An 11664-nucleotide genomic window follows, 5' to 3' on the forward strand; every position below is an offset into this window, starting at 1 on the left:
GTGAGCGGCACCCGGGGACGCTTAGGGTGCCTGTATGAGCGAGGGAGCGAAGGACGGCGGCGTGCCCGCCGTACGTGTGCGGGGGCTCTGGAAGCGGTTCGGTGACCAGGTCGCCGTGGCCGGGATCGATCTGGAGCTTCCCGCGGGGCAGTTCATCGGGCTCGTCGGGCCGAACGGGGCCGGCAAGACCACCACCCTGTCGATGGTGACCGGGCTGCTCAGGCCCGATTCCGGCACCGTCGAGGTCGTCGGACACGACGTCTGGCGCGACCCGGCGGAGGTGAAGGCCAGGATCGGCGTGCTGCCCGAGGGGCTCCGCCTCTTCGAGCGGCTCTCAGGACGCGAACTGCTCGCGTACAACGGGCGGTTGCGCGGCCTGCCCGGCGCCGAGGTCGACAAGCGCGCCACCCAGCTCCTCGACGTCCTCGACCTCGCCGGCGCGCAGCACAAACTGGTCGTCGACTACTCGACCGGCATGCGCAAGAAGATCGGTCTGGCCTGCGCACTCCTCCACAACCCCGAAGTCCTCTTCCTGGACGAGCCGTTCGAGGGGGTGGACCCGGTCTCCGCACAGACCATCCGGGGTGTCCTCGAGCGGTACACCGCGTCCGGCGCCACCGTCGTCTTCTCCTCCCACGTGATGGAGCTGGTCGAGTCGCTGTGCGACTGGGTCGCCGTCATGGCCGCCGGACGCATCCGCGCGCACGGTCCGCTCGCGGACGTGACCGGCAGCGCGCCCTCGCTCCAGCAGGCCTTCCTGGAGCTGGTCGGCGCGCACGGCCGCGGCACCACGGCCGACCTGGACTGGCTGGGCGGCGGGGCTCCCCGGTGAGCGCCCCCACCGGCGTCTCCGCCGCGTCGATCACCCCCGTCGTCGTACGCCTGAAGCTGTCGCTCCTGCGCAACGGGCTGCGGCAGTCCGCCGGGAGGCGGGCCGCGTTCATCGCCTCCACGGTGCTCGTGACGCTCTTCGCCGTGCTCCAGCTGCTCGGTCTGATCGCGCTGCGCGGCAACGCGCACGCCGAAACCGTCGGCGTCCTGCTCGCGGTGATCCTGGCCCTCGGCTGGACCGTGATGCCGCTGTTCTTCCCCAGTGGCGACGAGACGCTCGATCCGACGCGGCTGGTGATGCTGCCGCTGCGCCCGCGGCCGCTCGTCCGGGCGCTGCTGGCCGCCTCCCTGGTCGGTGTCGGCCCGCTCTTCACGTTCTGCCTGCTGCTCGGCTCGGTGATCTCGGTCGCGCACGGGGCCGCGGCGTACGCGACGGCGGTGGTCGCCCTCGGGCTCGCCCTGCTGGTCTGTGTGGCCCTCGCGCGAGCCGTCGCGGCCGCCAACATCCGGCTGCTGTCCAGCCGCAAGGGCCGTGATCTGGCGGTGCTCAGCGGACTGGTCGTCGCGATCGGGGCCCAGCTGGTCAACTTCGGCGCGCAGCGGCTCGGTTCGACGGGCGGCCTGTCGAAGCTGGACCCGGCGACGGAGGTGCTGCGCTGGATCCCGCCCGCGTCGGCGGTCGGCGCCGTGGACTCGGTGAGCGAGGGCTCGTACGGGGCCGGGGTCGTCCAGCTCGCGCTGTGCGCGGCCGCCCTGGCGGGGCTGCTGGCGCTCTGGTCCCGTCATCTGACCCGGCTGATGACCTCGCCCGACGGGTCCACGCTCCAGGCCGCGGAACCCGCCGGCCGCGAGCGCGGCCCGTCGGGGCTCGGGCGGCTGCTGCCGGCCGGGCGCACCGGCACGGTCATGGAGCGCAGCCTGCGGTACGTGTGGCGCGATCCGAAGACGAAGGCGGCCTGGGTGACCTCGCTGGCCATCGGTCTGATCGTGCCGGTCTTCAACGCGCTCCAGGGCACCGGCTCGGTCTACTTCGCGTGCTTCGCGGCCGGGATGCTCGGGATCCAGATGTACAACCAGTTCGGGCAGGACACGTCCGCCTTCTGGATGGTCGCGCTGACGATCTCCTCGACCCGCGACGCCTACGTCGAGCTGCGCGGGCGCGCGCTGGCGCTGCTGCTGATCACCCTGCCGTACGCGACCCTCGTGAGCACGGTGACGACCGGGCTGCTCGGCGCGTGGGCGAAACTGCCCGAGGTCCTCGGGCTCTCCTTCGCGCTGCTCGGCGCGATGCTGGCGACCGGCGCCTGGTCCTCGGCCCGTTTCCCGTACTCCATCCCCCAGGAGGGCTACAAGAACGTGGCCCCCGGCCAGGCCGGGCTCGCCTGGATCGCCATCTTCGGCGGCCTGATCTCGGCCGCCCTGCTCGCCTCCCCCGTCATCGCCCTGACGATCTGGCTGAACGTGAGCGCCGACGGCGACCACTGGACCTGGCTGCTGCTGCCCGTGGGCGCCGGCTACGGAGCGCTGATCACGCTGCTGGGGCTCAGGCTCGCGGCACCCCGGACGGCGGGGCGGCTGCCGGAGATCCTGGCGGCGGTCAGCAAGGGGTGACCCCGGCCGCCGCCGGCGGGTGAGGACGCCGTCCAGGGGCCACCGCCAGCGGGTGAGCACGCCGTCCAGGGGCCACCGCTAGCGGGTGAGGACGCCGTCCAGGAACGGCTCGATCGCGCTGCGCCACGCCTCGGGCCGGTCGTAGTGCACGAGGTGGCCGGCGTCCGCGACCTCGGCGTACTGGCCGCGCGGCAGGACCCGGACCATCTCCTGGGACTCGGCCCGGCCGAGCTCGCCGTCGAGGCCGCGGACGACCAGGGCGGGGCACCGGACCTGGGCGAGCTCCTCCCAGTGGGCGTCGTACACCCATGTCTGGCGGGACTTGAGCATCTGTTCCGGCTCGAAGACGGGGCGCCAGCCGTCCGAGGACTCGTGCATCACCTCGGCGTAGAACTCGCCGCGGGAGGGATAGCGGCGCTCCACCCAGGGGTCGTCCTCGCCGAACCACTTCCGTACGTCGGCGAGGGTGGCGAAGGGGACGGGCCAGGCCTTGAACCAGTCCTCCCACTCGCGCTGGGAGGCGGCACCGAGCGCGGAGGCCCGCATGTCGCAGATGATCAGGGCGCGGACGAGATCGGGGCGCTTGGCGGCGAGCTGCCAGCCGGTCAGTGCGCCCATCGCGTGGCCGACGACGACGGCCGGTCCGAGACCGAGCTGGTCGAGGGCGGCTTCGGCGTCCTCGACGTAGGCCTCACGGGTGTACTCGGCCTCCGGGGCCTTGTCGCTCTGGCCGTGGCCGCGCTGGTCGAGAGCGACGGCCCGGTGCCGCTCGGAGAGCCAGCGGGCGGTGGAGGCCCAGTGCGAGGCGCGGCCCATGAGGCCGTGCAGTAACAGCACGCCGGGCGCCTCGGACGCCCTCGGCTGATCGCTCTTGGGAGGATCCGCGAACTCCCAGGCAGCCAGGCGTACACCGCCCGCTCCCGTCACGTCGATGCGCCGCACCATCGGTAATGGCACCCCCCTAGCTCGCTCGGACCGCCTCGCACCCGCTCTTCCCGGCCGGTCCACTCGTACGCCTTCTGCCGCTGTTCCCGCCGTGCCGGTCGATGCCCCTCGTGCACTCCCGCCACATCGTCACGTTATCGAATGCGGTTTCGAAACTGGCCTTTCCGGCCGCAACACCCCTCGTTCGAGTGACCACCGACAAGGGTTGACCGGCGTCGCCCGGGGGAGATCTTCTGCGGGAGGCGGACCGCTCGGGGAAAACGGTCCGAAGGGAATGACCCTGGGAGCTCGGGGCTCCGGGTCAGCACAGGGGAGGACAGGCCCCGGCGCCGAACGGCGCCGGGGCCCTCTCCACGTCTGCGGCACATCCTTACGCCCCCTCCCCGACCGTGCACCATCGCTCTCGGACACGGTCAAGAGCCCTCAGGTCATATGCCTCACGCGACAGCCTCGCACGCAAACGGTCCCGGCGCTGCGATTCGGCACACTGAATCTTGGTTTCGACAAGGTCGCGAAAACATCACAACTGCCCCTGCCGCCACAGCAGTTGACACGCCCGAGGCGGTACGGGCCGGGTGGGTCCCACGGTGTCCGGCGTGCTCCCGGACGCCGACGTGGAGGTCAGCGGCCGCCGGCCCCTCGGTCGGCGCCCGGGAACTGCCCCTCGCGGGCACCGGAAGCGCGGATGGACAAAGACCGGGATCCGGAACGGGAAATACCGGAGGCGCGGATACCGGACGTGTCGATACCGGAAGCCCGGCCGCCGGGCGCGTGGACACCGGAAGCCGGGCCTCCGGAAGCCCGGAGCCGGACAGTGCGGCCACCGGCAGCATCGCTGCCGGTGGGCCCGCCGGCCGGATCAGCGCTTGGCGACGAACACGTGAGAGGCAACGTCCGCCTCCAGCTCCGCGGCCTCGCCGCCGCTGCCGACGAGGACCCCGCCGGCGGACGCGGTCACGCTGACCACCGAGCCGGGCTGCACGCCCGCCCGCCGCAGCGTGTACATCAGCTGGGCGTCCGTCTGGATCGGCTCCCCGATCCGCCGTACGACCACGGTCTTGCCGTCCAGACCCGGGTCCAGCTCGGACAGCGACACCATGCCCTCGTCCAGGAACGGGTCCGCGCCGTCCTTCTCGCCCAGCTCCTCCAGGCCCGGGATCGGGTTTCCGTACGGCGACTCGGTCGGGTGGCGCAGCAGTTCCAGCACGCGCCGCTCCACCGCCTCGCTCATCACGTGCTCCCAGCGGCAGGCCTCCGCGTGCACCTGCTCCCACTCGAGGCCGATCACGTCGACGAGCAGACACTCGGCGAGGCGGTGCTTGCGCATGACACGCGTGGCCAGCCGCCGTCCCTCGTCCGTGAGCTCCAGATGCCGGTCGCTCGCCACCGCCACCAGACCGTCGCGCTCCATCCTCGCCACTGTCTGGCTCACCGTCGGGCCACTCTGGTCGAGCCGCTCCGCGATCCGGGCGCGCATGGGGACAACGCCTTCCTCCTCCAGCTCGAGGATGGTGCGGAGATACATCTCCGTGGTGTCGATCAGTCCGGACATTCGTGCCCCTCGATTAGCTCTGCCGGAGACTCGATGGCCCACCGGCGTGTGCGCTGGCCCTGAACTCAATTCTGACGCATAGCACTGACAACCGTGCCTCGCCGTTCAAACCGCTTGGCACGGATCGCCCCGGAATCCGCGCGGACGAGGAGCCCGGCCGGCCCGCGCGCGCCCCGGCCGCGCGCTCGGGAGCACCCCCGCAAGCCGTATTGACAGGGCAGTGGTCCAGACCGCAACGTGATCCGCGACACGACGGGAGTACGGCCACGCCGGGCGACCGGTTCAGCCGTCCATCCGCCCCGCGCCGACCCGGCGCCGACGAGACGTCCATGCCGACGAGACTTCTGAGGGGCTTCGCCGATGAGCGACAGCAAGCTGGCCGGGCAGTTCTTCGACGCCGCGATCGGCCTGCTGCGGCAGGTGCGGGACGAGGGCGCCGGGGAGATCGAGGCGGCCGGGTCACTGATCGCCGACACCGTCGTGGACGGCGGCCGGCTGTTCGCCTTCGGCGCCGGCCACTCCTCGCTCGCCGCGCAGGACATCGTCTACCGCGCGGGCGGCCTCGCCCTGATGAACCTGCTCGCGGTACCGGGAGTGGTGGGCGTCGACGTCATGCCCGCGACCCTCGGCTCCGCCCTGGAACGGGTCGACGGTCTGGCGAGCGCGGTCCTCGACACCAGTCCGCTGCGCGCCGGCGACCTGTTGGTGATCATCTCGCTCTCCGGCCGCAACGCGCTTCCCGTGGAGATGGCCATGAACGCCCGCGCCCGCGGGCTGAAGGTCATCGGCGTCACCTCCGTCGCCTATGCCACCGAGACCACGTCACGGCACGTGTCGGGCACCTACCTCAAGGACCACTGCGACGTCGTCCTCGACTCGCGGATCCCGGTCGGCGACGCGGAGCTGACCCTGGACTCCATCGAGGCGCCCTTCGCCCCCGCGTCGACCGTCGTCACCTCGGCCCTCCTCCAGGCCGTCATGGCCACCGCGGCCGGCGACCTCGCCGACCGCGGCATCGAGCCGCCTCTGCTGCGCTCGGGCAACGTCGACGGCGGCCACGAGTGGAACGGTCGGGTCATGACGGAGTACGGGGACCGGATCTTCTACCGCCGCTGAGTGGCGTCCGGCGCCGGGTAACATCCGGCGCCGAGGGCCGCCCGCCCGGGGGAACGAGCCGTCCAGGGCGCCCCGGAGGCGTCCTCAGGACCTGCCGGCCAGCTCCTGGAGGTCCAGGGCCATCGCGATCCGTACGGCGACGTCCTCCGCGTACATCGCGTCCGCTCGCTCGAACCGGCTGCGGCCCGCGCTCCGCAGGAACGTCACGACGCCCAGCGTCCGCCCGCGGCTGCGCAGCACCGCGCACAGGGCGTGCACGGAGTCGCGCGGCCACTGCCGGGCCAGAGCCCACTCGCGCGCCCGCTCGGGGTCGGCGGAGGCCGCGTCGGCCCGTACCGAACCGGCGCGGTCCACGCACTGGAGGGCGGGATGCCCCTCCCCGTAGCGCAGGGGCAGTCCGGCCTTCCCGGTGATGTGGCTCGGTCCGGGAGAACCGGCGGGCGTGGCGACGGTGCGGACGAGCCGTACGGGCCCTTCCCCGTCCGCCGGTCCGCCCGCGGCCAGCCGGTCGACCAGGGCGTGGTCGGCGAAGCCGGCGAGGGCGAAGTCGAGGTGGACGGCGGCGGCCTCGCCCGGGTTCTCGCACTCGGCCGCGGCCCGCGCGGCGCGATGCAGCTGGTTGGCGCGGAAGCGCAGCAGCGCCGCCTCCTGCTCGGTCTGCTTGGCCTCGGTCACGTCCTGGAAGAGCCAGCCGACGCCGAGCGGCACGGGTTCCTCCGCCAGCGGCGAGGCGAGCCGCACGAAGCCGCTGAGCCAGCACCGCCGCTTCTCGCCCTCCGGCGTGCGCACGTTCACCCACATCTCCGCGGGGGCCGGCGGCGCGCCTTCGGACAGGACGTGGGTCAGGGCGCTCTCCAGCTCCTCGACGCCCTGGGAGAGCAGGTCCCCCAGAGGCCGGCCGAGGACGGAGCTGCGCCCGGTCCCGAGGGCCTGGGCGGCGTGCGCGTTGACCACGGCGGGCCGCAGGTCGGCGTCGACCAGCACCACGCCCCAGCCTGCGTCCTCGAAGAGTGCCTCGCTCAGGGCGATCGAGCGTTCGAGGTCGATCTGGGTGTGCACCTCGCTGAAGGCGCAGTACACGCCGGCGGGCTTGCCGTCCGGGCCGCGTACGGCGGCGGACTGGGTGCGCACGAGCACCCTGCCGCCCTCCTTGGTGAGGAGCGCGAACTCGTGCACCTGGCGGCCGGGCGCCTCCATGGAGGACATCAGCCGGCCCTCGACCTCCTCGGCGTCGGCGGTCCGCACGGCCCAGCCGGCGAATCCGCGCCGCCCCACGGCCTCGGCCGCCGTCCACCCGAGAATGCGCTCGGCCTCGCGGTTCCAGTGCGTGAGGACACCGTCGGCGTCGAAGGCGCACAACGCCGCGTCCATGCCGTCCAGCAACGCGGCAAGCAGATCCGAACCGTCCGGCTCGGGCTCGTCGGGCCCCAGCTCGTCGGTGGTCCCACTACGCCGGGAAGCACTCACCTGGACCCCCTGCAGGCTGCGTCCGTGTGTACGGCGCGACAGTTCACTCGCTCGACACCATTCAACTCGAACGTGACCCAGCCCACACCTCGTTCCCCGGAAATGGGGGAAATCACTGTAGGCCGGATTTCCGCACCGCCCGCCCCAGGAGCCTCGGTCCCGCACCTCGCGATAAATCGCTTGAGCCCTCCGGGATGTCTTCCTAGAGTTCTTCACACGTAGGAGAGGAGGTGGTTCGGCTCATGACGGAAACCCGGACATACGAGGTGACTGCGGGCTGACGGCCCGTTGTCGGACTCGGTTCGGCGCCGGACCGGCATGCGCGACGCGCATGCAGCCGGCCCAATCCAACGCAGTCACCCGACCCGTGAGCTCGCCGGTGCGTCCGGCCGGCCCCGTCGCCGAGAGGCGGAGGGACCCGAGCTCACGGGTCGTCCGCGTTCTCGGCCCGGCGGTGTTCCGCCCGCCCGTGTGCCGCGGTTCCGCCCACCCGTGTGCCTGTTCCGCTGTTCCGCCGGCCCGTGTTCCGCCAGCCGGTGCGCCCGCCCCGCACGGGCGGCACCCAGGCTAGTGATCCAGGCCACACGCGGAACGCGGGGACCGCAGTACGCTGTGGCCATGCCTCCGATGCTCGTCCGACGCCGCCACGTGGATTTCGTGCGCGTCACGAGCATGGGCTGTCGGCGCTCCGCCTGACCCAGCCCCCTTCGCGCTTTCCCCACCCGGCACCCGTGACCCCCGCCCCACCCCCGGCGGCCGTCCGGGCACCCGTACACCCCGCGGACGCATCTCATGACGACGAACACGTCTTCCACGCCTGCCCCGACCGGGCAGCTCCCCTCGTACCAGCAGCTCCCGATCATCGATCTCTCGGCCGCCGACCGCGGCCCCCGGGCACGGGCGCTGCTGCACGCGCAGCTGCACAGCGCCGCCCACGACGTGGGTTTCTTCCAGCTAGTCGGGCACGGAGTGAGCGAGGCCGAGACCGGCGCGCTGCTGCGGGCCATGCACCGGTTCTTCGCGCTCCCCGAGGCCGACCGGCTGGCCCTGGACAACGTCGGCTCCCCGCACTTCCGCGGGTACACGCGCACCGGTGACGAGCGCACCGGCGGCAGCCGGGACTGGCGGGACCAGCTCGACATAGGCGCCGAGCGGCCCGCTCGGGCACCTCGCCCCGGCGAGCCCGCGTACTGGTGGCTCCAGGGGCCCAACCAGTGGCCGGCCGCGCTGCCGGAGCTGCGGACGGCCGCGCTGACCTGGATGGAACGGCTGAGCGAGGTCGCGGCCCGGCTGCTGCGCGAGCTGCTGGCCGCCATCGGGGCTCCCGCCGGTTTCTACGACCCGATCTTCGGCGGGCGGGCACACCCGCATCTGAAGCTGGTGCGCTATCCGGGGAGCGCCGGAGACGGGGCCGATCAGGGCGTGGGCGCGCACAAGGACTACGGGTTCCTGACGCTGCTGCTCCAGGACCGGATCGGCGGGCTCCAGGTGGAGCGCGAGGACGGCCGCTTCCACGACGTGCCGCCGCTGCCGGGCGCGTTCGTGGTCAACCTGGGCGAGCTCCTGGAGGTCGCCACGAACGGGTACCTCCTGGCGACCAACCACCGGGTGGTGAGCCCCGCCGGGGCCACCGAGCGGTTCTCGGTGCCGTTCTTCTACAACCCGCGCCTGGACGCCCGGATCGAGCCGCTACCCTTCCCGCACGCCCCGGCCGCGCCCGGTGTCACCGACGACCCGTCGAATCCGCTGTTCGCCGAGTACGGCTTCAACGAGCTCAAGGGCAAGCTGCGTGCGCACCCGCTCGTCGCCGCCCGCCATCACGCGGAGCTGCTCGCTCCGGCGTGACGACCGGCGGCGGACGCGGGCCGGTGTGCCGGGTCGGTACACCGCCTCGGTGCGCCGGTTCAGTGCGCGATGTCCCCGTATCCCTCGATCTCCCGGGGGCCGCGCGAGCCGGGGCCCACGTAGTGCGCGGAGGGGCGCACCAGGCGGCCGGTGCGCTTCTGCTCCAGAATGTGCGCCGACCAGCCGGCGGTACGGGCGCACGTGAACATGGATGTGAACATGTGCGCCGGGACCTCGGCGAAGTCCAGGACGATGGCCGCCCAGAACTCGACGTTCGTGGCGAGGACACGGTCCGGACGGCGGGCGTGGAGCTCGGCGAGGGCGGCCTTCTCCAGGGCTTCGGCGATCTCGAAGCGGGGGGCGCCCAGCTCGCGCGCGGTGCGGCGCAGGACCCGCGCGCGGGGGTCCTCGGCGCGGTACACGCGGTGGCCGAAGCCCATCAGGCGCTCGCCCTTGTCCAGGGCGTGGCGGACGTAGGCGTCGGCGTCGCCGGTGCGCTCGATCTCCTCGATCATGCCGAGGACACGGGAGGGGGCGCCACCGTGCAGCGGGCCGGACATGGCGCCCACGGCTCCGGAGAGCGCGGCGGCGACGTCCGCGCCGGTGGAGGCGATCACGCGCGCGGTGAAGGTGGAGGCGTTCATGCCGTGCTCGGCGGCCGAGGTCCAGTAGGCGTCGACGGCGGCGACGTGCTTGGGGTCGGGCTCGCCGCGCCAGCGGATCATGAAGCGTTCGACGACGGAGCCGGCCTTGTCGATCTCGCTCTGCGGAACCATCGCCCGGCCCTGGCCGCGGGCGGACTGGGCGACGTACGACAGGGCCATGACGGCGGCGCGGGCGAGGTCCTCGCGAGCCTGCTCCGCGTCGATGTCGAGGAGGGGTTTGAGACCCCAGACGGGCGCGAGCATGGCGAGCGCGGACTGCACGTCGACACGGATGTCGCCGGAGTGGACGGGGATCGGGAACGGCTCGGCGGGCGGCAGGCCGGGGTTGAAGGCGCCGTCGACGAGGAGTCCCCAGACGTTGCCGAAGGAGACATGGCCGACGAGGTCCTCGATGTCGACGCCTCGGTACCGAAGGGCGCCGCCCTCCTTGTCGGGTTCGGCGATCTCCGTCTCGAACGCGACGACTCCTTCGAGTCCGGGTACGAAGTCGGACATCAGGCGGCTCCTCGTGATGTGTACGACGGATGGTGTTGTCGGGTCGAGGTGACCGGTGCCCCTTGTAGGGGAGGCGGTCGACGGTGAGGCGCTTCGCCTGCCGGTTCCGCGGTCATCCGCGAAGACTCCCGAATGCTCTTCGATCAGTCTCCGCCGACTCGCGGTCCGAAAGCGGTCACCCCGGTGATGCCCCGTACGGCTGGTCCTCCAACCGGAACGGCATCAGCACGATATCTCCGAGTGCCATCCTTAGGGAGAGTACGCGGCACTGAGTGCCACCGCGTGACGAAGCACACCCGCCCCGCCGCGCGAGCGGGCCCGGATACGGCAGGATGACCGCGTGAACGATCGTTTCCCGGACGAATCCCCGACCGAGCCCCTCATCCAGGCCGCGGCCGAGGCCGCCGAGGCCTCGCACGAGGAGATCGCCGACGACCCCGCCTCCATGCGGGCGCACTACCGCGCGGAGGGACTCGCCGAGGGCGATGTCGCCGCGCACCCCATGGAGCAGTTCTCCCGCTGGTTCAAGCAGGCGGCGCAGGCCGCGGTGCACGGATTCGTGCACGAGCCGAACGCGATGGTCGTCTCCACGGCGGACGCCGAGGGCCGGCCCAGCTCGCGCACGGTGCTGCTCAAGCAGTACGACGAGCAGGGCTTCGTCTTCTACACCAACTACGACTCGCGCAAGGCCCGCGAGCTGGCCCACAACCCGTACATCTCGCTGCTCTTCCCCTGGCACCCGATGGCCCGGCAGGTCGTCGTCACCGGGACGGCTCGGCGCACCGGCCGGGACGAGACCGCCGCGTACTTCCGCACCCGCCCGCACGGCTCCCAGCTGGGCGCCTGGGCGAGCACGCAGTCCGCGGTCATCGCCTCGCGCGGCGAGCTGGAGGTCCTGTACGCGGAACTGAGCACCCGCTACCCGGAGGGTGAGCAGGTGCCGGTGCCGCCGCACTGGGGCGGTTTCCGGATCGCCCCGCAGACGGTCGAGTTCTGGCAGGGCCGGGAGAACCGCCTCCACGACCGGCTGCGCTACGTGGCCGAGCCCGACGGCAGCTGGCGGATCGAGCGGCTCAGCCCCTGAGGCGGCCGGAGGCGGCGCCCCCGGGCAACGGCCGGGGGCGGCGCCGGGCGGCC

At 72.5% G+C, this 11664-nt stretch carries 9 protein-coding genes; 5 read left to right on the plus strand and 4 right to left on the minus strand.

Annotated elements, in window-relative coordinates; all coding sequences use genetic code 11:
- The first annotated feature begins 34 nt into the window (after positions 1–34).
- Positions 35–832: an ABC transporter ATP-binding protein gene (locus ABZV42_RS01585; RefSeq protein WP_355977700.1), complete on the plus strand. Its 798-nt coding sequence runs from the start codon at positions 35–37 to the stop codon at positions 830–832.
- The gene (locus ABZV42_RS01590; RefSeq protein ID WP_355977697.1) at positions 829–2442 is read left to right on the plus strand and encodes a transporter; all 1614 of its coding nucleotides are present in this window, start codon (positions 829–831) and stop codon (positions 2440–2442) included. The genes ABZV42_RS01585 and ABZV42_RS01590 overlap by 4 nt, the downstream gene beginning before the upstream one ends.
- A 78-nt stretch (positions 2443–2520) precedes the next feature.
- On the opposite strand, the gene ABZV42_RS01595 is transcribed toward ABZV42_RS01590, so the two are convergent.
- Both ABZV42_RS01595 and ABZV42_RS01600 read right to left on the minus strand, forming a co-directional pair.
- Complete coding sequence (locus ABZV42_RS01595) at positions 2521–3387, minus strand: alpha/beta hydrolase (RefSeq protein WP_355977694.1); 867 nt, start codon at positions 3385–3387, stop codon at positions 2521–2523.
- Between the two features lie 859 nt (positions 3388–4246).
- Positions 4247–4939 carry a metal-dependent transcriptional regulator gene (locus ABZV42_RS01600; protein ID WP_355977691.1) on the minus strand — a complete coding sequence of 231 codons (693 nt, stop codon included), beginning with the start codon at positions 4937–4939 and terminating at the stop codon, positions 4247–4249.
- A 360-nt stretch (positions 4940–5299) separates the two neighbouring features.
- Here ABZV42_RS01600 and ABZV42_RS01605 point away from each other — a divergent pair, with 360 nt between their 5' ends.
- The gene (locus ABZV42_RS01605) at positions 5300–6055 is read left to right on the plus strand and encodes an SIS domain-containing protein (RefSeq protein ID WP_355977688.1); all 756 of its coding nucleotides are present in this window, start codon (positions 5300–5302) and stop codon (positions 6053–6055) included.
- 84 nt (positions 6056–6139) lie between these two features.
- Here the strand turns inward: ABZV42_RS01605 and ABZV42_RS01610 are convergent, their stop codons facing one another.
- The gene (locus tag ABZV42_RS01610) at positions 6140–7522 is read right to left on the minus strand and encodes a PAS domain-containing protein (RefSeq protein ID WP_356050628.1); all 1383 of its coding nucleotides are present in this window, start codon (positions 7520–7522) and stop codon (positions 6140–6142) included.
- A 792-nt stretch (positions 7523–8314) separates the two neighbouring features.
- Between ABZV42_RS01610 and ABZV42_RS01615 the strand changes: the two genes are divergently transcribed.
- Positions 8315–9367 carry a 2-oxoglutarate and iron-dependent oxygenase domain-containing protein gene (locus ABZV42_RS01615; protein ID WP_356050629.1) on the plus strand — a complete coding sequence of 351 codons (1053 nt, stop codon included), beginning with the start codon at positions 8315–8317 and terminating at the stop codon, positions 9365–9367.
- Positions 9368–9426: 59 nt separating this feature from the next.
- Here the strand turns inward: ABZV42_RS01615 and ABZV42_RS01620 are convergent, their stop codons facing one another.
- Entirely contained in the window at positions 9427–10527 is a 1101-nt protein-coding gene (locus tag ABZV42_RS01620) for a citrate synthase 2 (protein WP_355977680.1), read from the minus strand.
- 445 nt (positions 10528–10972) lie between these two features.
- On the opposite strand from ABZV42_RS01620, the gene pdxH reads away from it, so the two are divergent.
- Complete coding sequence (gene pdxH, locus ABZV42_RS01625; RefSeq protein WP_355977909.1) at positions 10973–11611, plus strand: pyridoxamine 5'-phosphate oxidase; 639 nt, start codon at positions 10973–10975, stop codon at positions 11609–11611.
- Positions 11612–11664 lie beyond the last annotated feature (53 nt).

Origin of the sequence: Streptomyces sp. NPDC005281, from assembly GCF_040607495.1 — a bacterium.
Taxonomy (GTDB): Bacteria; Actinomycetota; Actinomycetes; order Streptomycetales; family Streptomycetaceae; genus Streptomyces.

Bases quoted from the DNA above. Each gene is read 5' to 3' on its own strand.
- ABZV42_RS01585 (WP_355977700.1), top strand. From the start codon at position 35: ATGAGCGAGGGAGCGAAGGACGGCGGCGTGCCCGCCGTACGTGTGCGG.
- ABZV42_RS01595 (WP_355977694.1), bottom strand. From the start codon at position 3,387: ATGGTGCGGCGCATCGACGTGACGGGAGCGGGCGGTGTACGCCTGGCT.
- ABZV42_RS01600 (WP_355977691.1), bottom strand. From the start codon at position 4,939: ATGTCCGGACTGATCGACACCACGGAGATGTATCTCCGCACCATCCTC.
- ABZV42_RS01605 (WP_355977688.1), top strand. From the start codon at position 5,300: ATGAGCGACAGCAAGCTGGCCGGGCAGTTCTTCGACGCCGCGATCGGC.
- ABZV42_RS01615 (WP_356050629.1), top strand. From the start codon at position 8,315: ATGACGACGAACACGTCTTCCACGCCTGCCCCGACCGGGCAGCTCCCC.
- ABZV42_RS01620 (WP_355977680.1), bottom strand. From the start codon at position 10,527: ATGTCCGACTTCGTACCCGGACTCGAAGGAGTCGTCGCGTTCGAGACG.
- pdxH (WP_355977909.1), top strand. From the start codon at position 10,973: ATGCGGGCGCACTACCGCGCGGAGGGACTCGCCGAGGGCGATGTCGCC.